Origin of the sequence: Pontibacterium sp., from assembly GCF_964228735.1 — a bacterium.
In the GTDB taxonomy this organism is placed as follows: Bacteria; Pseudomonadota; Gammaproteobacteria; order Pseudomonadales; family Balneatricaceae; genus Pontibacterium.
The window spans coordinates 18,141-40,844 of sequence record NZ_CAXRBQ010000086.1 but is presented as its reverse complement, the minus strand read 5'-3'; the positions used below and the strand labels follow the sequence as shown (position 1 = coordinate 40,844).

Annotated in this window: 21 protein-coding genes; 19 read left to right on the top strand and 2 right to left on the bottom strand. The window is 56.0% G+C overall.

Features of this window, described 5'->3' with window-relative positions; all coding sequences use genetic code 11:
- Window positions 1-129 precede the first annotated feature (129 nt).
- The 10 genes from ACEQ15_RS09660 (at window position 130) to ACEQ15_RS09615 (ending at window position 8,810) form a co-directional block, all read left to right on the top strand.
- The gene (locus tag ACEQ15_RS09660; RefSeq protein WP_370278953.1) at window positions 130-609 is read left to right on the top strand and encodes a TRAP transporter small permease; all 480 of its coding nucleotides are present in this window, start codon (window positions 130-132) and stop codon (window positions 607-609) included.
- Entirely contained in the window at window positions 602-1,900 is a 1,299-nt protein-coding gene (locus ACEQ15_RS09655; protein WP_370278952.1) for a TRAP transporter large permease, read from the top strand. The genes ACEQ15_RS09660 and ACEQ15_RS09655 overlap by 8 nt, the downstream gene beginning before the upstream one ends.
- A gap of 118 nt (window positions 1,901-2,018) precedes the next feature.
- Window positions 2,019-3,023 (top strand): TRAP transporter substrate-binding protein DctP, encoded by a 1,005-nt coding sequence (dctP, locus tag ACEQ15_RS09650; protein ID WP_370278951.1) that lies wholly within the window; start codon window positions 2,019-2,021, stop codon window positions 3,021-3,023.
- Window positions 3,024-3,161: 138 nt separating this feature from the next.
- The gene (locus tag ACEQ15_RS09645) at window positions 3,162-3,521 is read left to right on the top strand and encodes a (2Fe-2S)-binding protein (protein ID WP_370278950.1); all 360 of its coding nucleotides are present in this window, start codon (window positions 3,162-3,164) and stop codon (window positions 3,519-3,521) included.
- Window positions 3,522-4,979 carry an FAD-dependent oxidoreductase gene (locus ACEQ15_RS09640; RefSeq protein WP_370278949.1) on the top strand — a complete coding sequence of 486 codons (1,458 nt, stop codon included), beginning with the start codon at window positions 3,522-3,524 and terminating at the stop codon, window positions 4,977-4,979. It begins immediately after the preceding gene.
- Complete coding sequence (locus tag ACEQ15_RS09635; RefSeq protein ID WP_370278948.1) at window positions 4,976-6,118, top strand: NAD(P)/FAD-dependent oxidoreductase; 1,143 nt, start codon at window positions 4,976-4,978, stop codon at window positions 6,116-6,118. The genes ACEQ15_RS09640 and ACEQ15_RS09635 overlap by 4 nt, the downstream gene beginning before the upstream one ends.
- Before the next feature lie 84 nt (window positions 6,119-6,202).
- Window positions 6,203-6,550, top strand: coding sequence for a RidA family protein (locus ACEQ15_RS09630; protein ID WP_370278947.1), 348 nt, complete (start codon window positions 6,203-6,205; stop codon window positions 6,548-6,550).
- 439 nt (window positions 6,551-6,989) lie between these two features.
- Entirely contained in the window at window positions 6,990-7,370 is a 381-nt protein-coding gene (locus ACEQ15_RS09625) for a hypothetical protein (protein ID WP_370278946.1), read from the top strand.
- A gap of 92 nt (window positions 7,371-7,462) precedes the next feature.
- Window positions 7,463-8,191 carry a HupE/UreJ family protein gene (locus ACEQ15_RS09620; protein ID WP_370278945.1) on the top strand — a complete coding sequence of 243 codons (729 nt, stop codon included), beginning with the start codon at window positions 7,463-7,465 and terminating at the stop codon, window positions 8,189-8,191.
- 19 nt (window positions 8,192-8,210) lie between these two features.
- Entirely contained in the window at window positions 8,211-8,810 is a 600-nt protein-coding gene (locus ACEQ15_RS09615) for a hypothetical protein (RefSeq protein WP_370278944.1), read from the top strand.
- A gap of 60 nt (window positions 8,811-8,870) precedes the next feature.
- Here ACEQ15_RS09615 and ACEQ15_RS09610 read toward each other — a convergent pair whose 3' ends face one another.
- Window positions 8,871-11,423 carry a putative bifunctional diguanylate cyclase/phosphodiesterase gene (locus ACEQ15_RS09610; protein ID WP_370278943.1) on the bottom strand — a complete coding sequence of 851 codons (2,553 nt, stop codon included), beginning with the start codon at window positions 11,421-11,423 and terminating at the stop codon, window positions 8,871-8,873.
- An 11-nt stretch (window positions 11,424-11,434) separates the two neighbouring features.
- A complete protein-coding gene (locus ACEQ15_RS09605; protein WP_370278942.1) occupies window positions 11,435-12,364 on the bottom strand; it encodes a substrate-binding domain-containing protein in 930 nt (309 codons plus the stop codon).
- A 519-nt stretch (window positions 12,365-12,883) separates the two neighbouring features.
- Between ACEQ15_RS09605 and ACEQ15_RS09600 the strand changes: the two genes are divergently transcribed.
- The 9 genes from ACEQ15_RS09600 to ACEQ15_RS09560 all read left to right on the top strand — a co-directional run bounded on the left by ACEQ15_RS09600 (window position 12,884) and on the right by ACEQ15_RS09560 (window position 22,647).
- A complete protein-coding gene (locus tag ACEQ15_RS09600) occupies window positions 12,884-13,669 on the top strand; it encodes a response regulator (protein ID WP_370278939.1) in 786 nt (261 codons plus the stop codon).
- Between the two features lie 23 nt (window positions 13,670-13,692).
- On the top strand, window positions 13,693-14,400 hold the full coding sequence (locus ACEQ15_RS09595) for a helix-turn-helix domain-containing protein (RefSeq protein ID WP_370278938.1): 708 nt from the start codon (window positions 13,693-13,695) through the stop codon (window positions 14,398-14,400).
- A gap of 104 nt (window positions 14,401-14,504) precedes the next feature.
- Window positions 14,505-15,398 (top strand): DMT family transporter, encoded by an 894-nt coding sequence (locus ACEQ15_RS09590; protein WP_370278937.1) that lies wholly within the window; start codon window positions 14,505-14,507, stop codon window positions 15,396-15,398.
- A 92-nt stretch (window positions 15,399-15,490) separates the two neighbouring features.
- On the top strand, window positions 15,491-16,333 hold the full coding sequence (locus ACEQ15_RS09585; protein WP_370278936.1) for a bifunctional helix-turn-helix domain-containing protein/methylated-DNA--[protein]-cysteine S-methyltransferase: 843 nt from the start codon (window positions 15,491-15,493) through the stop codon (window positions 16,331-16,333).
- 130 nt (window positions 16,334-16,463) lie between these two features.
- Window positions 16,464-17,189 (top strand): UTRA domain-containing protein, encoded by a 726-nt coding sequence (locus tag ACEQ15_RS09580; protein ID WP_370278935.1) that lies wholly within the window; start codon window positions 16,464-16,466, stop codon window positions 17,187-17,189.
- Between the two features lie 202 nt (window positions 17,190-17,391).
- Window positions 17,392-18,417: a putative 2-aminoethylphosphonate ABC transporter substrate-binding protein gene (locus ACEQ15_RS09575; protein ID WP_370278933.1), complete on the top strand. Its 1,026-nt coding sequence runs from the start codon at window positions 17,392-17,394 to the stop codon at window positions 18,415-18,417.
- Window positions 18,418-18,504: 87 nt separating this feature from the next.
- The gene (locus ACEQ15_RS09570) at window positions 18,505-19,575 is read left to right on the top strand and encodes a putative 2-aminoethylphosphonate ABC transporter ATP-binding protein (protein WP_370278932.1); all 1,071 of its coding nucleotides are present in this window, start codon (window positions 18,505-18,507) and stop codon (window positions 19,573-19,575) included.
- A gap of 2 nt (window positions 19,576-19,577) precedes the next feature.
- The gene (locus ACEQ15_RS09565) at window positions 19,578-21,296 is read left to right on the top strand and encodes a putative 2-aminoethylphosphonate ABC transporter permease subunit (protein ID WP_370278930.1); all 1,719 of its coding nucleotides are present in this window, start codon (window positions 19,578-19,580) and stop codon (window positions 21,294-21,296) included.
- A gap of 229 nt (window positions 21,297-21,525) precedes the next feature.
- Window positions 21,526-22,647: a 2-aminoethylphosphonate--pyruvate transaminase gene (locus tag ACEQ15_RS09560; RefSeq protein ID WP_370278929.1), complete on the top strand. Its 1,122-nt coding sequence runs from the start codon at window positions 21,526-21,528 to the stop codon at window positions 22,645-22,647.
- The last annotated feature ends 57 nt before the right edge of the window (window positions 22,648-22,704 follow it).

Sequence of the window (22,704 nt, the reverse complement as noted above, 5' to 3'; positions counted from 1 at the left end):
CCAGTGCCCAGAAACGGCACGGAGTGGATTCCGAACAAGCTGAGATGTGAGGTGACCGACCACCGTTCCAAACAAACCGAGTCGGCACCCAATAACTCTAAAAACGTTGTGATTCGAGGAAACACGCCCATGAACCGATTCGTCAGTGTCCTTCTGACCGGGCTGATCTGTTTGGTGGCACTTGGACAGTTTGTCCAGGTAATCACCCGCTACGTGTTGGAAGTCCCAGTGATGGGTCTGGAGGAAAGCCTCCTCTACCCAACTATGTGGCTCTATCTGCTGGGCGCGGTGAACGCGTCCCGTGAAAACACCCATATCCGTGCCAATGTACTGGAGATCTTCCTGTCCACCCGCCGTGCGCACACCCTGCTCGCAATCATCGGCGAAGTGATCAGTCTGGTTGTTGGTTGCTGGCTCACCTACTGGGCATGGCGCTTTACCAAGTACTCCCTGCGGGTTTGGAAAGAGAGCCCAACCCTGTACATCCCGACCTTCTATGTTGATGTGGCGCTGATCACCGGCCTGGTGCTGATGATGCTGTACACCGCTTACCACCTGTTGGGTCACATCCGTGAACTGTTTGCCGATGAGGAGCCAACAAATGGTTGAAGTAGCTATGATCGCGGTGGCCGTTCTGGTCATCCTGTTAACCCTTGGCGTCCCTCTGCCGTACTGCTTCGGCGGTGGTCTGATGGTGATGTACTTCGTCGGCGATGTTGTGATGAAAGGCAACATGCTGTGGGGCTTCCAGCAGCTGGGTAACCCAGTATTGCTGGCCATTCCGTTGTTTGTCCTGGCCGGCACCATCATGAGTGTCAGCGGGATCGCAGCCAGTCTGCTGCGATTTGTAAATATCTTTGTTGGTCACCTGCGCGGTGGTCTGGGTGTGGTAGCCACCGTCAGCTGTGCGCTGATCGGTGCGATCTCCGGCTCCGGTCTGACCGGTGTCGCGGCGATCGGCCCACTGCTGATCCCAGAGATGGAGAAGCAGGGTTACCCGCGTGAGTACGCCACGGCACTGATCGCCAATGCTTCCCTGCTGGGTCTGCTGATCCCACCCAGTGTGACCATGATCGTATACGGCTGGGTAACCGATACCTCCATCCTGGCCTGCTTCCTGGCAACGTTGGGCCCGGGTCTGCTGATCATGTTCAACTTCTCCGTGGTGAACGTATGGCTGGCCCGTAAGTTCCCGCTGAAGCTGGAAGAGCGTCCTAAGGGTGAAGAGTTTGTTGCTGAAGTAAGCCGTCGTGGCTTTAAGGCAACCCCTGCACTGCTGATGCCAGTGATCATTCTGGGCGGCATCTACGGCGGCATCATGACGCCAACCGAAGCGGCGGCTGTGGCGGTGATCTACGCGATCCCAGTGGGCTTCCTGATCTACAAAGGTCTGGACTGGAAAACTTTCCTGGGCGCCGGTAAGGAAGCCTCCACCTCTGTGGGCGCGATCATGCTGATGATCCTGTTCTCCATGATCCTGTCGCAGATGTTCGTGCTGGAGAGTGTGCCGCAGGCCCTGGTGGAAGCGATCTTCTCCATCACCGACGACAAAGTGATTCTGCTCATCCTGATCAACATTCTGCTGTTCCTGGTTGGCATGGTGGTGAACGACGTGACCGCAATCATCCTGATTGCGCCACTGCTGTTGCCACTGATGGAAGCAATCGGCATCAGCCCGGTGCAGTTCGCCGCAATCATGGGTGTGAACACTGCAATGGGTGGGGTAACACCGCCGTACGCATCGATCCTCTACCTGGGTGCGCGTATCGGTAACGTCCAAGTGACCAAGGTGATCCGTCCAGCAATGATCCTGATCCTGTTTGGCTACCTGCCGGTGGTATTCCTGACTTCCTTCTGGTCAGACCTCTCCCTCGGCCTGCCAGCCCTGTTTGGATACTGATCCACAAATAAGAGGGTAAGACCCTTAAGAGATCCCGGAAGCCGGGCCATCCCGACCCGGCTATGGAGCCTGATTTTCAGGCTCCCGAATATAAAAAGAAGTAATAGAGGATAACGAGATGAAACCTAAATTCCTGACTAAAACCCTGACTGCTGCTGTTATCGCAGGTGCAATGAGCCTGACTGCTGTTGCCGAAGCGGCAACCCTGAAGATCAGCCACATCCGTCCACAGGGCGCCATCGTTGATACCGAGCTGAAAGCGTTCGCAGCCAACGTTGAAAAAGCGACCGAAGGCGACGTGAAAGTTAAGATCTTCGCGGCAAGCGCGCTGGGTGACTACACCACCGTTCAGGAGCGTATCTCCGTAGGTGCAGTGGACATGGCGGTACAGCCTGCAGCAACTGCGGCATCCCGTCAGATGCAGATCACCTACTTCCCATACGTAGCGGCTAACTGGAAAGAAGCAAAAGTTGCTTACGGCCCAGGTGGCGCTATCTACGAAGCGATGAAAGAGCTGTACGCGAAGCAGGACATCACCATGCTGGCAGCGTACCCGGTTTACTTCGGTGGCGTAGCGCTGAACCGTGATGCGGTTTCTCCGGGCAACCCGAACGTAGACAAAGGCATCAAGGTACGTGTACCGGGCATCAAGAGCTTCCAGCTGACCTCTGACTCTCTTGGTTACATCAGCTCCCCGATCCCGTTCTCTGAAGCCTTCACCGCAGTGCAGACCGGCGTTGTAGACGGTGTCATCGGTTCCGGTGCAGAGGGTTACTACGCCTCTTTCCGTGACGTAACCAAAACCTACGTACCGGTGAACACGCACTTCGAAGCGTGGTACATGCTGATCAACTCCGAAACCCTGGCTGACATGGACAGCGACGACCGTGCGGCGCTGGAACAAGCTGCAAAAGAGTTCGAAGCGAAGCGTTGGGAACGTGCTGAGTCCGACCAGGGCGACTACGAGCAGAAACTGGCTGACTACGGTGCAACTATCGTGAAGCTGTCCGACGAAGAACTGGCGGCTGCAGCGAAGAAAGTACGTGCTGAAGTATGGCCTCAGATCCTGGACGACATCGGCGCTGAGTGGGGTCAGAGCGTACTGGATAAGATCGCTAACTAATTGACGATCTAACGCCTGAAACGGGCGGCATACAGCCATTTCCGCGCCGCCCGTTGTTTAACCTCCCTGCGTAACCCCAATCTGCGCGACTGCCATCCGTTCCGCGTAGAAAGCTTAAACACAGCACAAAAGAGCTTCATGATGTTCCGATACCTATCGCAACCGTCAGGGTCCCACTCCGACTCACAGGTACGCCTGACGATCAACGATCGCGAGATCAGCGTACCCGCCGGTACCAGTGTGTGGGCCGCGATGGCGCAGACTGGCGAGACCGTTACCCGTCTCTCTCCGGTGAATGAGCAGGAACGCTCGGCCTACTGTGCCATGGGCGTGTGCTTTGAATGCCTGGTCGAGATCGACGGAATGCCTAACCGTCAGGCCTGCCTGACTCAGGTGCAGGACGGCATGTCGGTAAAACGTCAGGAGATCACCCAAACCAGCGAAGCCGTTGCCACACACAACAGTGACAACACCGTGCAATACCAGGAGGGCCAGTAAATGAACATCTATAGCCCTACCGACACTCCAGAATTCAATTCCGGCCAGAGCTACGACATCGCCATCATTGGTGCGGGCCCGGCCGGTATGTCAGCTGCGGTAACAGCCGCTGAAGCTGGTGCCTCCGTGGTGGTACTGGACGACAAACCCAAAGCGGGTGGTCAGATCTACCGTAACGTGACCAACAGCCCGCTGCCCCAGCCGGAACTGCTGGGCGAAGATTATCTGAAAGGCGCGGCGCTGGTCGAAGCCTTCGAAGCAAGCAGTGCCGAACATCTCTGCGGTGCTAACGTATGGCACGTGGGTGACAACGGCGAAGTGCTGTTCTCCCGCGATGGCGGCACCCAAAGCCTGACCGCCCGTGAGCTGATCATCAGCGGCGGCGCGATGGAACGTCCGTTCCCGATCCCGGGTTGGCACCTGCCGGGGGTGATGTCCGCAGGCAGCGCCCAGGTGATGCTGAAATCCGACGGCCTGGTGCGCGACGATGCGATCTTCGTCGGCACAGGTCCCCTACTCTACCTGATTGTGGCGCAGTACCTGCGTCTGGGTGTGCCGGTTAAAGCACTGGTCGACACCACTCCAAAATCCGCCTACCTCGACGCCATGGCTGAAGTGGGCGGTGCCCTGAGCGCCACCTCCATGCTGCGCAAGGGCCTGCTACTGCTGAACGAGATTCGTCAGGCCGGTGTCCCGGTTTATCGCTTCGCGTCTGACCTGCAGATCACCGGTGACAACGCCGTGACTGGCTTGAAGTTCAACTGCGGCAATGAAGGCCGTCAGTTGGAAGCGGAACATATCTTCCTGCACCAGGGGGTGATTCCAAACCTTAACCTGACCCGCGCCTTGGGCCTGGAGCACTACTGGTGCGAACAGCAGCTGTGCTGGAAACCGACCCTCAACCGCTGGGGCCAGAGTTCCCTGGACACCATCGCCGTGGCCGGTGATGGCAGTGGCATCGTGGGTGCCGACGGCGCGGCGGTGATGGGCAAGCTGGCCGCACTGAACCAGCTGCAGCGCGCCGGTTTTATCACCGACAGCGAACGTGATCAGCAGGCCACCCCGCTGTTCCGTGAACTGGAGCGCCTGAACAAATTCCGTCGCTTTATCGACCGCCTGTACCGTCCGGTCGACGCGCACCGTATTCCGGAATCAGACGACACCGTGGTGTGCCGCTGTGAAGAGCGCACCGTAGCCGACCTGAAGCGTGGCTTTGAGCTGGGTGCCAGCGGTCCACAGGATCTGAAAGGCATGACCCGCTGTGGCATGGGTCCCTGTCAGGGACGCCAGTGTGGTCACACCGTCAGCGAACTGCTGGCCCAGTGGCGTGGCATCAGCGTGGCCGAGGTGGGGTACTACCGCCTGCGCTCACCAATGCGTCTGCTCAACTTGACCGAACTGGGTCAGTTCAGCCGGGTAGAACCCAAACAGAGCACAGCCGCCGGAGCCAAATCATGAAAAACACTCTCATTAAAAACGGTGGGAACAGCGACGTACTGATTATCGGTGGTGGCATCCAGGGCTGTGCCACTGCGTATAACCTGGCCCGTCTGGGTGTTTCCGTGACCATCCTGGAGAAGGACTGGGTTTCCCGCCACGCATCCGGCGTTAATGCCGGTGGTGTGCGCGTGCTGGGTCGCGACGTGGCCGAAGTGGAACTGAGTAAAGCCTCTATGGAGCTGTGGCACGGGCTCGACGACGAACTGGATGCCGACACCGGTTTCCGTGCTCGCTCGTTGATCAACATCGCCGCAGACGAAAACGATATGGACACCCTGCGCAAGCGTGAAGCGCTGATGCACGGTCTTGGTCATCACCACGAGAGGATGATCGACCAGCAGGAGCTGCGCGAACGTCTGCCCCACGTGGCGCCCCACTGTGTGGGGGGCGTAGTGTCCGAACAGGATGGTTATGCCATCCCTTACCAGTCCACGCTGGCCTTCCGCCGCGCGGCGGAACGCTTTGGCGCAAAGTTTGTTGAAGGGGTCGCCGCCCAGCGGATCCGCAAGATCGGCCAGCAGTGGCTCGTTGAAACAGACAAGGGCCGCTTTGAAGGGGAGCACCTGGTGAACTGCTCCGGTGCCTGGGCCGACCAGATCGCCGTGAAGATCGGTGATAACGTGCCACTGACCCACAGTGCGCCGATGCTGATGATCACCACCCGCATGCCACACTTCGCCACCCCGGTAGTCGGTGCAGTAAGCCGTCCGCTGTCATTCAAGCAGTTTGAGAACGGCACCGTGTTGATCGGTGGTGGCGCCAAGGGTTTTGCCGACCGTGAAAACAACCGTACCCGTCTGGATTACGCCAAGATGGCGGTGGGGGCGCGCAACGCGGTGGAGTTTTTCCCGATTATGGCCACCGCCTCGGTCAACCGTATGTGGGCCGGTCTGGAAGCCTATATGCCGGACAACCTGCCGGTGATTGGCACCAGCGTGAACGCTGACAACGCCTACCACGCCTTTGGTTTTTCCGCCCACGGCTTCCAGATGGGACCGATCGTGGGCCAGGTGATGGCCGAACTGATCACCACCGGCACGTCACGCTTTGACCTGAACAAATTCCGCATCGACCGTTTCGAGCGCAAGGTGCTGTAACCGAATCCGACACCTATATCCAAATACTGTCACTGAATAACTGTTATCGAACTGTCACTGAATACAATCGGAGAGACACAAATCATGAGCATCGAGCGTATCGGTTCTAACGACCGCATGAGCAAAATCGTAAAACACAACGGCACCATCTACCTGTGTGGTCAGACCGCGAGCGACGCTGAGTGGGACACCGCTGAACAGACTCGGCGCTGCCTGGACAAGATCGACGCCCTGCTGGCTGAAGCAGGCAGCGACCGTAACAAACTGCTGTCGATCACCATCTACGTACGCGATATGAAAGACTTCGCCGCGATGAACGCTGTGTACGACGCGTGGGTTGCCGACGTTGAAAAACCAGCCCGTGCCTGTGTTGAAGCACGCATGGCACGCCCGGACGTGCTGGTTGAGTTTTCTGTAATCGCTGCTCAGTAAGGCCTTCTCCTCACTGAGTTTCGGGACCAGAGAGCCACCGCAACAGCTCTTCGGATGCTGCGCTGTTGACTCTCTTTGTCAACTGAGGTCTGTCATCCGGGGAATCACCACCTCGTGTGACACTCCTGTGATGGATGCATGATCCATCCACCTTTTAGCCGCTACCCGCTTCGCCGGTAGCGGTTTTTTTATGTCAATTTAAACCATGGGTGTTGGGCATTGCTTCACAATGGCCAACCTACAAGGTTCCCGTAGGTCGGCCATCGCAACGCGATGCCCGACAATTTGATCCAAATCTACATCCAACCACCCAACACCAAACGATGAACCACCCCACACTAAAGCACCCTGTTCACCTGTCTATAAACGCTCTAGGCTGAAGATAATTTTTTTCTCCAGACCACTGAACTTCGCCATAAACCTCTGTTCAAAGGCAGCTATGAACGTACGACCGATACATCAATCCCGCATATTGCTGGCCCTGCTTGCCGCGCTGCTGATCGCTGCGCTGCTGGGGCGTGGTCTGTGGGCGGCGCAGCAGGATCTGCATGCCAGCGCCGATGCGATCAATCCGTACGTCAAAGCACAGCAGCACGGGCACTTCCATGACACCCAGCTGGGGCACTTTCATGATGACAGCCTGCAACTGAGCGATATCGAGCACCAGTTGCTGCACGGTGTGGGTGCATTCGAAAACCAGCTTGATCATCCACTTACCGGCTTTGCGATCAGCAAAGTACGCGAACCACGGCAGGCCTATTTGCTGCCCGATCCGGCCGATCCACACCTATCCGGTCCCTACCGCCCACCGCGGGTTTAAGTTTCTTTATCACTCTTTGAACAGTGCTGTCGCCAGATCATCGATCAGGTGACGGATCGTTTGTGCCTCCGATTTTTTATGGAGCAATCAAGATGCTTAAACCATCACAGATGCGATGGGGGTCACCCCTGTCTGCCCGCACCCTGCTGCCACTGGTGCTGTTGCTGTTGCTGTCCGGCTTCAGTTCCCTGGCATTCGCTCACGGTGTGACCGAGGGCGATGCCCTCTTTATCGAACAGGCCAGCGGCCTGCAGCTGCTGCCCTTTATCTACCTCGGCGCCAAACATATGGTGACCGGTTACGACCACCTGCTGTTTCTGCTGGGGGTTATTTTCTTCCTCTACCGCATGCGGGAAGTGGGGATCTACGTCACGCTGTTTGCCTTTGGCCACAGTGTCACGCTGCTGTTCGGCGTGCTCAGTGAAACCAACGTTAACCCCTATATCGTCGACGCCATCATCGGCCTGTCGGTGGTGTACAAGGCATTGGATAACCTGGGTGCGTTCAAGCGCTGGCTGGGTTTCCAGCCCAACACCAAAGCGGCCGTGCTGATTTTCGGCTTCTTCCACGGTTTCGGCCTGGCGACCAAGCTGCAGGATTTCACCCTCTCCGAGGACGGCCTCGTGGGCAATATCCTCGCCTTTAATCTGGGTGTGGAGATCGGTCAGATGCTTGCCCTGGGTGGCATTCTGATCCTAATGAATGCCTGGCGCCGTAGCCACAGTTTTGCCCGCCAGGCGTTTGCCGCCAACGTGGTCTTGATGGCCGCCGGTTTCCTGCTGATCGGTTATCAGCTCACCGGTTTTGTAATTGCAGCCTGAACAGAGAGGAGTAGATAACATGCGCGATATTACAGATGTAACTCACGAAGGGCTGCCATCAAAAACCAGCCTGATCAAAGCCACCCTGGCTGCGGCCTTGTTGGGCGGGGCCCTGCTGGTCACCACGGTGCTGCCCGCGGAATACGGCATCGATCCCACCGGTCTGGGTAAGGCGATGGGCCTTACCGCCCTGAACCGCAGTACCGATTCAACGCCTGCAAACACGATCATCTCCGCCGCAATCGCTGGGATAGACTCGCAGGACAATTCACCCGTCCGTAAACGCGAAGAAGCCTATAAAACCCGGACCTTCAGCCTGAAACTGGCACCCGGTCAGGGTACCGAGCTCAAGGCAATTATGGAGCTAGGTGAACGCTTTATCTTCAACTGGGAAGTGGAAGGCGGTGTGGTGAACTTTGATATGCACGGCGAGCCACCCAATGCAGCCAAGGACGAGTTCACCAGCTACTGGTTTGCCCGCAATATGCCAAGCTCCAGCGGTTCATTTACCGCACCGTTTAAGGGCACCCACGGCTGGTACTGGCGTAACCGTACCGATAATCCGGTGACGGTACACCTATCGATGAGCGGATTTTTCCGCGATGTGTATATGCCGTAAGTCCACGGCGAAATGAGAAGGTGGTGGGCAGCCCCTGTCCACCACCTGTTTTTGGATAAATCAGGCGCCTTCCGGCGAGTGCAGCATCACCACGTTATCAACCTCTTCGACCCGGCAGTACTGCACCAGATCGTCAAAGTCGAGCGGTTTGGAGTAATAGTAGCCCTGAATCTCTTCGCACCCTTCCGAGACCAGAAAATCCAATTGGCCCTGATGCTCCACACCTTCAGCGGTCAGCTGCAGACCAAAGCTCTTGGCCAGACTGATAATCGCCCGGGCAATGGCCACGCTGTTACGATCATTTGGTAAGCCGTCCACAAATGCCTTATCCACTTTCAGACGGGTCACCGGCAGTGTCTGCAGGTAACTCATGGCCGAGTAGCCGGTACCGAAATCATCGACCGCCAAGCCAATGCCCATCTGGCGGAACTGTTTCAGGGTCTGGATCGCTTCCTGAATATTGGTCGCGATATAGCTTTCGGTGATTTCCAGCTCCAATTGCTTCGGCGCGACACCCGTGTCCTTCAGGATGCGTAAAAGCTTGGGCATCAACTCGTAATTACTGAGCTGGACGTTCGACACGTTCACACTTACATGCTGCAGGTTGATCCCCATTCCCACCAAGCGACTGAAGTCCCGACAGGCCTTCTCCAGCACCCATTCACCAATCGGCACAATCAAGCCCTGCTCTTCCGCCAGTGGAATAAAGTCTGCCGGCGACACCATGCCCAGCTCCGGGCTTTCCCAGCGAATCAGCGCCTCAATCGACACAATGCTGCCTGTCAGGGTACAGATCTTAGGCTGGTAACAGAGACGGAACTGATTCCCGTCCGTGATTGCCTGCTTCATCGCCCGGGACATCTCCGCACGTTTTTTCATTTGCGCAGAGAGGTCGCTGGAGAAGAAGCTGTAGTTGTTACGCCCCTTCTCTTTGGCACTATACATTGCAAGGTCCGCGCACTTCAGCAATGACACCTTATCCTTACCGTCCATCGGGTAGATGGCGATGCCGATACTGGCTGAAATGCCGATCTCCTGACCATGCACCGGAAAAGGTGTGCTGAACAGATTGAGGTATCCCTCAGCGATGGCCTCCAACTCTTCGGCACCGTCCACCGGGTTGACGATAATGTTGAACTCGTCACCACCGATCCGGGCCAGTACATGATTTTCGGGTGCATGCCCTTTCAGGCGGGCGGCCACCTGGGCCAACAGCGCGTCACCTACATTGTGCCCCTGGGTATCATTCACCTGCTTAAACTGATCCAGATCGATAAAGAACATCGCCAGTTTCTGAGACTCTGACGCGGCCGATTCCAGCGCCGACTCCAGTTGGGAGTCCCAGTATCGGCGGTTGGGCAGGTGTGTCAGCACATCGTGGTTCGACAGGTACTCCAGCTCTCGCTTTGACCCCTGCAGCGAGGTTTCACGTTCACGTACAGTTTCCGCCAACTGGTTGATACTGCGGGAGACCACTTCCAGCTCATCGTCCGTATTGAGAGGTGGCGAACTGCTGTAGTCACGCGCTTCGATCTTCTGAATCTGCGCCATCAATTTGCCCAGCGGCCTCTCAAGCCGCCACTTGATGAAATAGTGCACAGATATCAAGGTCAGCAGGGCTAGGCCAATCAACCAGGTCACCAGATGTTTTCGGTTTTCAGCCAGCGTGCGCACCAACACGTCACGCTCCAGACGCCCATCGACAATGATCGGGCCATCCACGCTGTCGATACGCATTCGCCCTGCATAATTGAGCTCGGTTTCAACCACCTTCAAACCGGCCAGTGCCGCAGCATCAAACAAGGAGGGAGGTGTTTCTTCAGCCCCTGCGTTGAGCTTGCGCACTTCCAGTGTCATATCCAGATCGGCGGACAGCGCAGCCACATACTGGGGGTCGATGGTGCGGGACATCTCGATATGCGCAATCGCCTCACCATCCTGGGCATAAAACAGGCTTAGATGGGACGTAAGCCGAAGTCCCCTTTCGGTGTATTGGTAGGTAACGACACTGCCTTGCTCGATCCGCTTCTGGGCATAGAGTGCGGCGTGCTGCAGAGCGACCAGATCCCGGTCGGCCCCGCCTAGCGGATGCTCGTGGTACTCGAACTCGTTTTCGTGGCGGCGCAACAATCGGGTCCGGCCGTCCGCATGAGAGATGATATTGAGGGCGTAACCATTCTCGCCACGGGCCACGTAAGCGATCAGCTCGCCACGCTGATTATAGAGAGCGATATCGTCGTTAAATGAGAGCCTGACACGCTTCAACAGCTCTTCAGCGATGGTCTTCTTCTCTTCGTCGATCAGGAAAGTGTTGTAGTTGTTTTTGTCTTCGTAGTTGTTGATCAGATCGATGGACGCCATGGTGGGTTCGTGTTTCTCGATAAACACAATCCCCTCCAGCAGGCTTTTCTCAACCCCAAGGATATTCAGCTCTACGCGTTGAAACGCGTGGCGCATACGGGTTTCGGTGGTTTCCAGGAAACTCTTTTTGAGGAAACCATCAAAATACAACCCCAGCGCAGACAGTGTAAAAATGCCCGCCAAGGTAATGAACACCGCAACCGTGATCGATACCTTTTTATGCACATTGAGGTTACTGGATAGATCAGACATAGAGCGTCAACTTAAAAAATGGGTGCAACGGACTCAACGTTCTCAGAGGTCACCATCTGGACCGGAATCACGATATGCTCTGGGACGGTTTCACCGGCCAGTGCCTTGATGACGGTATCGACCGTTTCAGGTCCCCCCAAAGGAAACTTGATGGTCGCAGTCTGCTTGCCATCCCTAATGGACTGTCGGGCCTCACTGGTGTAATCCACCCCCACCATCACAACCGTGGCCGGATCAATGCCATATTTTGCCAGTACCGGGCGCACACCACTGAGCATGCTGTCACTTTCGGAGAAAATTGCATCAACACGCTCCCCGCTGGCCAACAGCTTCTCCATCTCCATCAGCGCATCTTTGCGCAGATAGTTGCCGGTGCGTTTGATCACCTGAATCTTGGGTGAGTTTGCCACCACATCCAGAAAGCCACGGCTGCGCAACTGGGTCACATCGGCGGTCAGTATCCCCTCTAGCAGCAAGACTTTACCTTTATCGTTCAACTTATCCGCGATAAAGCGACCTGCAATGGCACCAATCTCGTAGTTGTCAGAATTGATAAAGGTGGTGTAATCACGGGTTTTCACACCCCGGTCCAGCACAATCACCTTGATACCGGCCTGGTGAGCTTTAGAGATAACTGGCCCGACCGCGGATTCATCGTTGGTCCCGACAATCAACACATCCACCTGCTGGCTGATAAAGTTCTCGATGTGGCGAATCAGCAACGCCGTTTTGCCCTGCGCATCGGAGTAGATAAATTCCAGATCGGGCTGGTTGGCAATCGCATCACGCACAGCCATCACCTGAGCTTTACGGAAGTCATTTCTCAGCGTGTCCTGGGCAAAAGCGACAACGGCCCGATGTGCTTCCGCAGCTTTCACCGGCATGGTTAATAAAAGCAGCAGCGTAACCAGCCAATATCCAGCTCGTTGCAATCGTGTCATAACGTCCACCAAATACATCATTCTGTTTGAATCTCTTTAGCAGTCGCTGTATTAAGACCGCCTAATATTCCGCAAAGATTATATGGACAATTGACAAATATCTACCAAACACCGCAAAAAACCTGACATAAAACACGATAGAATAATAAATATTTGGCTTAGCAAGCGTGTTAAGCCAGAACACCCAAAAGATAGAAAAACCCAAATATCTGTTTGAATCACTGCACTTACGGAAGGTTGGCGCGTCGAGTATAACGATCAAACGTTAACGTTTTTTAAACGGTCCCCGACGGCGCTGTTGCGGATGTGGCCATTTTGAGGGATGACACAGCAATGAGGAAGGGGCTCTGTCACTCTCCCTGCACGCGCTGCCATCCCATGAATCTGCATCAAACTTTATATAAATTTCAGCAGCTTGGCCGTGCTTTTTTAGCTTCGGGCTTCTGAAATGCTCATTCCGCGTGCTAAGCTGCGAAATGCAAAAAATATCAGTGCAGTAGAAGAAGACAGAGTAATTGCATGGCAGGCCTGAAAGTTCTGATTGTTGATGATGCGCGCTTTATCCGCGATCTGGTGAAAAAGATTGTCAGCACCGGTTTCCCCCAGTCTGAAGTTCAGGCGGCGGAAGACGGTGAAGCTGGTCGCAAGCTGATGCTGCAAAACAAGTTCGACATTATTCTCTGTGACTGGGAGATGCCGGGCATGTCAGGTCTTGAGCTACTGCAGTGGGCTCGCAAAGAACCCAATTATCAAACAGTACCTTTCCTAATGGTGACCAGCCGTGGTGAGCGTGACTACGTCTTAAAAGCGGTTCAGTCTGGCGTTAACGACTACATCGGCAAACCGTTTGAGCCGGCTCATCTGATCGAGAAGATAAAAACCTGGCTGGCCAAAGGCGGCGAGACCAACGCCGTGGCCCGTCGCCGTGCTGCACAGCTGTTGGCCGCCGAGCAAGGCGCTACAAAGAAACCTGCACAGAAAAAACCAAAAGGGCTGGCCCAATTGCGTTTTGGTGGCGCCATGCACCGCTGTGCCGTCAAAGACCTGACCCTGCAACAGGTGAAAGTCGCGGTAAAACGCGAAGACGGCATCCCATCCATGCTTGAACCCACCGTTGTGGATATCGAGCAGGTGAGCGGCCAGGACACCATCCAGCTCAACGGTTTTGTGCGTGCCATCGAAGCCCACGAACCGAAAGTCGACACCACCTTCCTCAACGTGGACGTGCTCTTTGTGGATAACGACCCGGAGAAGATGGAGCTGTTGTCCCGATATATCGACCAGATGCGCAAGAACGCCGGGTAAACACCCGGCTCCTGCCTCTTACTATGAGCGCCCGACTGTCGATCCGCTCCTACACCCGCACCATGCATGCCCACGCGCATGATTATTATCAGCTGGTACTGCCCCTACAAGGCGCGATCGAGATCACCACAGCGGGGGCTTCAGACCGAGTTGGCCCCGGCCGCTGCGTGATTATTCACTCCGGTACCGAACACAGCTTTGCGGCAGATGAACGGGCCCGTTTTCTGGTGGCAGATCTCGACGAGCTGCCGGAGAACATGTGCAGCCTGGGTACCCCGTTTACCAATATCTCCTCCCCGCTGCTGGCCTTCTGCCAGTTTGTGGAGTACCAGCTGCAACACAGCCACAACCCCGATCTCAACCGCGAGATTGGCGAGCTGTTTGTTAGCCTGCTCGCCGAAGAACCGTTCCAGGCCCAGTATGACCCGCGCATCTCTCGGGTGCTGGAGCACTTGCAGCAGGACCTGGCCAGTACACCCAGCGTGCCGGAGCTGGCCGCTATCGCCTGCCTGAGTTTGAGTCAGTACAAAACCCTGTTTAAGCAGCAGACCGGTCTATCCACCAGCCAGTTTTTGCTCAAGCTGCGTATGGATAAGGCCCGCGCCCTGCTCGCCCACACAGACTATCCGGTCAGCATCGTGGCCGAGCAGGTGGGTTATACCGATCTGTCCGCCTTCAGCCGCCGCTTCTCCGAGCACTTTGGGCAATCACCCCGCCAATTCAGAGGCTGAGCAGATTCGGCTTATGCTCTAACTAAACCGGCTATTCAGCACAATTATGGAGCAACACCTGATTTAAACTGATCCTGTCTGCAACAAGCATCAGGAAACAGATCATGGCAACAATACTGGGTATCAGCGCAATTCTGCTGTGGGGTATTCTCGCCCTGCTTGGCACTATGACCACCAGCATACCGGCCTTCCAGCTGCTGTTTATCTGTTTCAGCATCTCCAGCCTGATCATGTTCAGCCGTCGCATAATTCGCGGCGAGCGCGTCCTGAAAAGACCAAATCTGCCACTGCGCAATTGGCTGATTGGCATAACCGGTCTGTTTGGTTTCCACTTTTTCTACTTTATGGCGCTGAGACAAGCCCCTGCACTGGAGGTGAGCCTGATCGTGTACCTCTGGCCTTTGCTGCTGGCCGTACTTGTCGCCCACCGGAGTCAACGCTTGCAGGCGATGCTTGGCGGTGTGGTGGGTTTTATAGGCGTCGTGGTGTTGATGTCCGGCAAGGGCGAACTGACGCTGTCGGGCGAATCCACCCTGGGTTATCTGCTGGCCATCCTCTGCGCGCTGATCTGGTCGAACTACTCGGCCTATCTGGCCCGCTCACCGGGCAAGGTGGATGACATCGGCTGGATCTCGCTGGCGGTAGCAGGCCTTTCCCTACTCGCCCACCTGATCTTGGAGAGCAATTTCTCGCTGGATGCCAGCCTCTGGCAGTTCTCGACGAGTGAATGGCTGGGGGCGATCCTGTTGGGTCTGGGCCCGGTGGGTGGCGCCTTCTACCTGTGGGATATTGGCCTGAAACAGGGCAACAAAACCCTGCTGGCCTCTCTGAGCTTTTTTGCACCGCTGATCTCCTCCGTGGCGTTGGTAATGGCGGGCCAGGATGAAGCCTCGGTAGAACTGCTGATCTCGGTGGCTTTGATTATGCTGGGTGGCCTGATCGCCAACCGTAGATCCAAACAGCGTAGGGCTGATACAGCAGACAACACCACCTCCTGAGCAAGAATCGGGTGGTGCACTGTACTCACATCGCGCACACTTAGGGCAGATCAGTGCGCCCCGCAAGATTTCACAACAGGATCAGCCCAGCGATGAGTTCACAACAGCACTACGACACCGTGGCCCGTGCCATCGAATATATCCACAGCCGTGCCCGCCACCAGCCTACACTGGCTGAAGTGGCTGACGCCGTGGGTAGCAGCGAATCCCATCTGCAGCGGATCTTCAGTGCCTGGGCGGGGATCTCCCCCAAACGATTTCTGCAATACCTGACCAAGGAGTACGCCCTGCAGGCGTTGCATAACGCCGATGATCTGCTCAGTGTGTCGCTGGACAGTGGCCTGTCGAGCCCGGGCCGATTGCACGACCTGATGATCTCCTGCGAAGCGATGACACCCGGCGAGATTAAGTCGGGCGGTGCCGGGGTGCAGATCGGATACGGCTACACCGACACTCCGTTTGGTATCGCGCTGATCGGCTGGACCGACCGTGGCATCTGCTATCTGGCATTCTGTTCCGGCGATGAAGTACAACGCCTGGACGAAATGAAGTCCCAATGGTGCTCCGCCAAGATTGAGGAAGATTCCAACCAAGCGGCTCAGTACGGTGCACAGATTTTTCCAACCACACCCACTCCCGGCAAGCTGCACCTGGTATTGCGCGGCACCAATTTCCAGATCAAGGTGTGGGAAGCGCTGCTGAAGGTCGAACCGGGCCAACTGGTTTCCTACGGACAACTGGCGCAACAGCTGGGGATGCCAAACGCACAACGAGCGGTGGGTACAGCGGTTGCAAAAAACAACATCGGTTTTCTGATCCCCTGCCACCGGGTGATCAAAGGTACAGGCGAATCGGGCAACTACCGTTGGGGGAGCACACGCAAGCAGGCGATGCATGTCTGGGAAGGCAGTTGCCACCGTTTTGATAACGGTTAATTGATCCAGCCCCGTGTAATCGCTTAGCGTCACTGGCACTTCATAAAAGGTTCACAGGTCTGTAATCTAACCAGCTGTTAATATGCCGCTTCTTTCAAAGCACGATCTTCAACTGAACACGGAGAGCTGGATGTCCGGGCGTAAAACGGTCACTTCACTGCAGGTGGTGGAGTACCTGAGAAACTGTATTGAACACGGTGATCTGCAACCGGAGGACAAGTTGCCATCCGAACGCGTGATCAGCGAACAGCTGCAAACCACCCGTGTGACCGCCCGCGAAGCCCTGAAACAGCTGGAAGCCGAAGGCGCCATCTACCGCTCCAACCGCCGTGGCTGGTTTGTGACCCCGCGTCGTATCAACTACGACCCAAGCCGTAATACCTTCTTTATGGATTACGTGGCTGCCCAGGGTTTCACCCCGTACAGCACCGAACTGGGCAAGGAACGTATCGAGATCACGTCACGCCTGGCGCGCAAGATGGACGCCGCGTCCGATGAGACCCTGGTGAAACTGGAACGTGTGCGTGGTGCGAACGGTCGTGCGGTGTACCTGGAAACCATCTATCTGCGTGAAAACCTGCTGCCGGGCATCTTTGACAAGGCGCTGGAGCGCTCAGTCAGCACCGTTCTTACTCGCGACTATGAGCAGGAGTTCAGCACGGTGGAATTGGACATCACCGTGGGGGCACTGACTGCCGAACAAGCTGCGTTGCTGGACGCGCCAGCCGGTTATACCTGCATCTGTGTGCACCGTATTACCCGCAACGCAAACGGCGATGTACTGGAGTACGACCGCGAATTCTGGCGTCATGATTCACTCAACCTGAATGTACTGATCGACAACCGCAAAGGCTAAAACCACACTGCTTATAAGGTCTGTAGCCAATTCATTCTTTTCGCTGCAGACCCAGCCCTCCCCCCTTGGTCAGTGCCAGCAGCTCAAGTTGGCCGGTCACAATTCTTTTTTATAACTGTCACAGGATCGTCAAATTTCACCTTTAACCTGCTCGCATCCCTGGTGTAGACCAGAACAAGACTTATCGATCAGGAATGTGACCATGACTTTCAAGAAACTGTTTTCCGGCCTGCTCGCTGCAGGTGCAATGACTGCAACTACCGCTGCGATGGCGGGTACTGAACTGACTGTCTACACCGCTTTTGAAGCGGAAGACCTAAAACGCTACGCGAAAGAGTTCAATAAAAAGCACCCAGACATCAAGATCAACTGGGTGCGTGACTCTACCGGTATCGTGACGGCAAAACTGCTGGCTGAGAAAGAAAACCCACAGGCTGATGTTATCTGGGGTCTGGCTGCAACTTCCCTGCTGGTCATGAAAAACGAAGGCATGCTGTCTCCTTACGCGCCTAAAGGTCTGGACGCACTTTCTCCTAAGTTCCGCGACAGCGACGCAACACCTTCCTGGATCGGTCTGGACGCATGGATTGCAGGCATCTGCTTCAACACGATCGAAGCGGAAAAGCACAACCTGCCTAAGCCAACTTCCTGGGAAGATCTGACCAAGCCTGTTTACCAGGGTCACATCATCATGCCTAACCCGAACTCTTCCGGTACTGGCTTCCTGGACGTAGCGTCCTGGTTGCAGATGTTTGGTGAAGAGAAAGGTTGGGACTACATGGACCGCCTGCACACCAACATCGCCCGCTACACTCACTCCGGCTCCAAGCCTTGTAAGCTGGCTGCTGCCGGTGAAGCGCCAATCGGTATCTCCTTCGCATACAAAGGTGCGAAGCTGAAGAAGAAAGGTGCACCGCTGGACGTAGTATTCCCAACAGAAGGTCTGGGCTGGGATATGGAAGCGGCGGCAATCGTGAAAGGCACCGACGACATGGCTGCGGCTAAGAAGCTGATGGACTTCGCCGCATCCCGCGAAGCAAATGTAATGTACAACGCAGGTTACGCAGTGGTCGCAATCCCAGGCGTAGCTAAGCCAGTTCAGTACTACCCGGAAAACCCGGAAGCGATGATGATCGACAACGACTTCGCATGGTCTGCAGCAAACCGCAGCGCCATCCTGAAAGAGTGGCAGGGTCGTTACGACAGCAAGTCTGATCCTAAGAAGTAATCAGATTCGCCAGAGAGCGGGGTGCGCGCAAGCGTATCCCGCTTCGTCGTTTCATTGCCACTGTAATCCAACATCGGGGGAGTCATCATGAGTCGCTCATACCTCACTATTAAAAACGTCCATAAACACTTCGGTGACTTTGTTGCCCTGAAAGATATCTCACTGGAGATCCAGGAAGGCGAATTCGTCTGCTTCCTGGGTCCATCCGGCTGCGGCAAAACTACATTGCTGCGTGCAGTCGCCGGTCTTGATATGCAGACCGAAGGAGAGATCTTTCAAAGCGGCAAAAACATCTCCTGGCTGCCGCCAGAGCACCGTGACTTTGGTATCGTGTTCCAGTCCTATGCCCTGTTCCCAAACCTGACGGTGGCCGAGAACATCGCCTACGGCCTGCGTAACCAGAAGGTACGCCGTGCTGATATTCGTGACCGTGTGGACGAACTGCTGGCGATGATCGGCCTGCCGGATTCCGGTAAAAAATTCCCATCCCAGCTGTCCGGTGGTCAGCAGCAACGTGTGGCGCTGGCACGTGCGATTGCCACCAAACCGGGTTTGCTGTTGCTGGATGAACCGCTGTCGGCACTGGATGCCCGTGTACGTTTGCATCTGCGCCAGGAGATCAAATCCCTGCAGCGCCAACTGGGTGTGACCACCATCATGGTGACCCACGACCAGGAGGAAGCGCTTTCCATGGCCGACAAGATTGTGGTGATGAACCAGGGTGTGATTGAGCAGATCGGTACCCCGGAAGAGATCTACTCCAACCCGGCCACCCGTTTTGTGGCGTCGTTTGTCGGCACCATGAACTTTATCCCGGCGCATCTGGAAGGCGACCGCGTGTGTGTCGGCACCCGCGAAATGAGCTGTCGTGGCCACCACAACCTGACCTGCCAGCATCAGGGCGAGATGAACATCGCCATCCGCCCGGAAGATTTCCGCGTGCGCTACAACGGAGATGCCACCAATACCCTGCGTGCCGACGTACGCCACATGGAGTTCCTGGGGTCCTTTGTACGTACCGAGCTGGATCTGGACGGTGTGGGTGATCCGGTGGTTGCCGACTTCTCCATGAACGATGTCCGCGATATGAACATCCAGGTAGGCCGCGAGCTGATGCTGGACCTACCTGAAAACCGTCTTCACCTGTTTGAGCACTGATTATGTCCGTTGCACTGTCTCCGCCAGGTTTCCTGGCTAAAAACCGTCTGGGCAAACTGGGCCTGGACCGTGGTCTGCAGATCGCAGGTGTGCTGGTTGGCATCTTGTTCCTGATTGTCACCATGGTGTTGCCGCTCTACGCAATCCTATCCAAGAGCGTCGAGAACAAAGACGGCGACTTCATAGGTTTGGCTAACTACCTGAAGTATGCCTCCAACCCCAGCCTGCTCAACTCCATCAGCAACTCGTTTACCATCGCCATCATCACCACGCTGATCGTGATCTCGCTGGCGCTGATGACCGCCTACGCCCTAACCCGCACCTGCATGCCGTTCAAAGGTGTAGTGCGTGTGCTGGTCATGGGGCCGATCTTTGCGCCATCGTTGCTACCGGCGATCTCGCTGGTGTATCTGTTTGGTAACCAGGGCGTGCTGAAAAGCTGGCTGATGGGTGAAAGTGTTTATGGCCCGATCGGTATCGTGATCAGTCTGGCCTTCTGGTGTTTCCCACACGCAGTAATGATCATCACCACCGCCCTGAGCAATACCGACGCGCGCCTGTACGAGTCTGCCCGAGCCCTGCGCACCAGCCCGATCCGTACCTTCTTCACCGTCACCCTGCCGTCGATCAAGTACGGTCTGATCAGCGCCTCGTTTGTGGTGTTCACCCTGGTGATCACCGACTTCGGTGCACCAAAGGTGATCGGTGGTCAGTACAACGTGCTGGCGACGGATATCTATAAGCAGGTGATCGGCCAGCAGAACTTCCAGATGGGTGCGGTGGTCTCCGTGATCCTGTTGCTGCCAGCCATCCTGGCCTTTGCCGTGGACCGGTGGGTTCAGCGCAAGCAGGTCTCCCTGCTGACGGCCCGCGCTGAGCCATTATTGCCAAAGAAGAGCCCACTGAAAGACAACGTGATGCTGCTGCTCTGCCTGCCGGTTATCATCACCATCATCGGTGTGCTGGGCATGGCAGTATACGCCTCCTTGGTGACATTCTGGCCGTACAACCTGGAGCTGAGCTTCAACAACTACCAGTTCGACCTGATGGACGGCGGCGGTTGGGAAGCCTATTACAACTCCCTGGAGATGGCGCTTTACACTGCGTTGTTCGGTACTGCGATTATCTTCACCAATGCCTACCTGGTGGAGAAAGTACCGGGCATCACCGGCCTACGTACCCTGCTGCACCTGGGTGCGATGATCCCGCTGGCGGTCCCGGGCCTGGTCTTGGGTCTGGCCTACATCTTCTTCTTTAACAGTCCAAGCAACCCGCTGAACGGTCTGTACGGGACGCTGGCGATCCTGGTGATCTGTACCATCGCCCACTATTACACCGTCTGCCACCTGACCGCAGTCACCGCACTCAAGCAGATCGACTCCGAATTTGAAGCGGTATCAGCCTCGCTGAAAGTGCCGTTCTACGTGACCTTCTGGCGCGTAACACTGCCGGTCTGTATGCCAGCGTTGCTGGATATCTTTATCTACCTGTACGTGAACGCCATGAACACCGTATCTGCGGTGGTGTTCCTCTACTCCAGCAACACCATGCTGGCGTCGGTGGCTGTTCTGAACATGGATGACGCCGGTGATATTGCGCCTGCCGCAGCGATGGGTGTGTTGTTGATGTTCACCTGTATCGGTATCAAGTTGCTGCACTGGGGCATGTCTCACCTGTTGCTGAAGCGCACCCAGCGCTGGCGCCACAAGAGCGCAACCTGATCTCTGGATAGTTGCGGTTAAGGGTCTGGCCAAAGCGTTATGACAGTTTCGCGGCCAGCCCCAAGGTTTTCTTATACCGCCGCAATTTACCCAAAAAACTGTCATATTTTTTTCTTTGAAATCTGGTATATACCAGATATAGAATTATACACAAATGAACGGGCACCCCCTGCTTCCTCTCGGCACCCGCAGTCGCGTCGAGGTAAGCAGAATCAAACACGAGACAACCATGGACACCAGCATTGCTGAACCTTATCTGCTGACACCGGGACCGATCACTACTTCAATGACCACCAAGGAGGCGATGCTCCACGACTGGGGCTCCTGGGACGCCGACTTCAACGAGATCACCGCTGAAGTGCGCCAACGCCTGCTGCGCATGGCAAACGCCGAAGGTACGCACACCTGCGTGCCGGTACAGGGCAGTGGCTCTTTCGCGGTTGAAGCGACACTGGGCACATTGGTGCCACGCGATGGCAAGGTGCTGGTACTGATGAACGGCGCCTACGGCAAACGTATCGGTAAATCCCTGGACTACATGGGCCGTGCCCATGTGGCGATCGACAAAGGCGACTACGCACCACCTACCGCGGCAGAAGTACACGCAGCGCTGGAAGCCGATCCATCCATCACCCACGTGGCGTTGGTGTTCTGTGAAACCAGCTCCGGCATCCTCAATCCGGTGGCGGATATTGCAGCCGTGGTTCAAGGTGCCGGCCGCAGTCTGATCATTGATGCCATGAGTGCCTTTGGTGCCTTGCCGATCAACGCCCAACTGCTGCCGTTTGATGCGCTGATCTCAGCTGCGAACAAGTGCATCGAAGGGGTGCCAGGTTTTGGTTACGCCATCATCCGCGAAGAGGACCTACAGGCAAGTGCTGGCAATGCGCACTCCCTGAGCCTGGATCTATACGACCAGTGGCAGTACATGGAACGCTGTGGTCAGTGGCGCTTCACGCCGCCCACCCACGTAGTGGCGTCGTTCCTACAGGCGCTGAAGGAACACGAAGCGGAAGGTGGCGTTCAAGGCCGCCTGGCGCGTTACAGCCGCAATCGCGACCGTATGGTTGCCGGTATGCGTAAGCTGGGTTTCAAAACCCTGCTGGATGATCAGTGGCTGTCTCCAATCATCACCACCTTCTTCAGCCCGACCGATACCAGCTTTGACTTCAAGGTGTTCTACGAAGCCCTGAAGGTACGCGGCTTCATCATCTATCCGGGCAAACTCACCGAAGCGGAAAGCTTCCGCCTCGGTCACATCGGACAGCTTAACGACGAACAGGTGGACGGCCTGTTGGAAGCGGTTGCCGCCGTGCTGGACGAGATGAAGATCAGCCTCAAAGCAGGCTGATAGCAAACGGTACATAACGGGCGAATATCAACGAACTATATTGATCCAGAGAGGATA

Bases quoted from the DNA above. Each gene is read 5' to 3' on its own strand.
- ACEQ15_RS09660 (WP_370278953.1), top strand. From the start codon at position 130: ATGAACCGATTCGTCAGTGTCCTTCTGACCGGGCTGATCTGTTTGGTG.
- ACEQ15_RS09590 (WP_370278937.1), top strand. From the start codon at position 14,505: ATGGCAACAATACTGGGTATCAGCGCAATTCTGCTGTGGGGTATTCTC.
- ACEQ15_RS09625 (WP_370278946.1), top strand. From the start codon at position 6,990: ATGAACGTACGACCGATACATCAATCCCGCATATTGCTGGCCCTGCTT.
- ACEQ15_RS09645 (WP_370278950.1), top strand. From the start codon at position 3,162: ATGATGTTCCGATACCTATCGCAACCGTCAGGGTCCCACTCCGACTCA.
- ACEQ15_RS09585 (WP_370278936.1), top strand. From the start codon at position 15,491: ATGAGTTCACAACAGCACTACGACACCGTGGCCCGTGCCATCGAATAT.
- ACEQ15_RS09570 (WP_370278932.1), top strand. From the start codon at position 18,505: ATGAGTCGCTCATACCTCACTATTAAAAACGTCCATAAACACTTCGGT.
- ACEQ15_RS09605 (WP_370278942.1), bottom strand. From the start codon at position 12,364: ATGACACGATTGCAACGAGCTGGATATTGGCTGGTTACGCTGCTGCTT.
- ACEQ15_RS09580 (WP_370278935.1), top strand. From the start codon at position 16,464: ATGTCCGGGCGTAAAACGGTCACTTCACTGCAGGTGGTGGAGTACCTG.
- ACEQ15_RS09560 (WP_370278929.1), top strand. From the start codon at position 21,526: ATGGACACCAGCATTGCTGAACCTTATCTGCTGACACCGGGACCGATC.
- ACEQ15_RS09615 (WP_370278944.1), top strand. From the start codon at position 8,211: ATGCGCGATATTACAGATGTAACTCACGAAGGGCTGCCATCAAAAACC.
- ACEQ15_RS09620 (WP_370278945.1), top strand. From the start codon at position 7,463: ATGCTTAAACCATCACAGATGCGATGGGGGTCACCCCTGTCTGCCCGC.
- ACEQ15_RS09565 (WP_370278930.1), top strand. From the start codon at position 19,578: ATGTCCGTTGCACTGTCTCCGCCAGGTTTCCTGGCTAAAAACCGTCTG.
- ACEQ15_RS09655 (WP_370278952.1), top strand. From the start codon at position 602: ATGGTTGAAGTAGCTATGATCGCGGTGGCCGTTCTGGTCATCCTGTTA.
- ACEQ15_RS09610 (WP_370278943.1), bottom strand. From the start codon at position 11,423: ATGTCTGATCTATCCAGTAACCTCAATGTGCATAAAAAGGTATCGATC.
- ACEQ15_RS09600 (WP_370278939.1), top strand. From the start codon at position 12,884: ATGGCAGGCCTGAAAGTTCTGATTGTTGATGATGCGCGCTTTATCCGC.
- ACEQ15_RS09640 (WP_370278949.1), top strand. From the start codon at position 3,522: ATGAACATCTATAGCCCTACCGACACTCCAGAATTCAATTCCGGCCAG.
- ACEQ15_RS09575 (WP_370278933.1), top strand. From the start codon at position 17,392: ATGACTTTCAAGAAACTGTTTTCCGGCCTGCTCGCTGCAGGTGCAATG.
- dctP (WP_370278951.1), top strand. From the start codon at position 2,019: ATGAAACCTAAATTCCTGACTAAAACCCTGACTGCTGCTGTTATCGCA.
- ACEQ15_RS09630 (WP_370278947.1), top strand. From the start codon at position 6,203: ATGAGCATCGAGCGTATCGGTTCTAACGACCGCATGAGCAAAATCGTA.
- ACEQ15_RS09595 (WP_370278938.1), top strand. From the start codon at position 13,693: ATGAGCGCCCGACTGTCGATCCGCTCCTACACCCGCACCATGCATGCC.
- ACEQ15_RS09635 (WP_370278948.1), top strand. From the start codon at position 4,976: ATGAAAAACACTCTCATTAAAAACGGTGGGAACAGCGACGTACTGATT.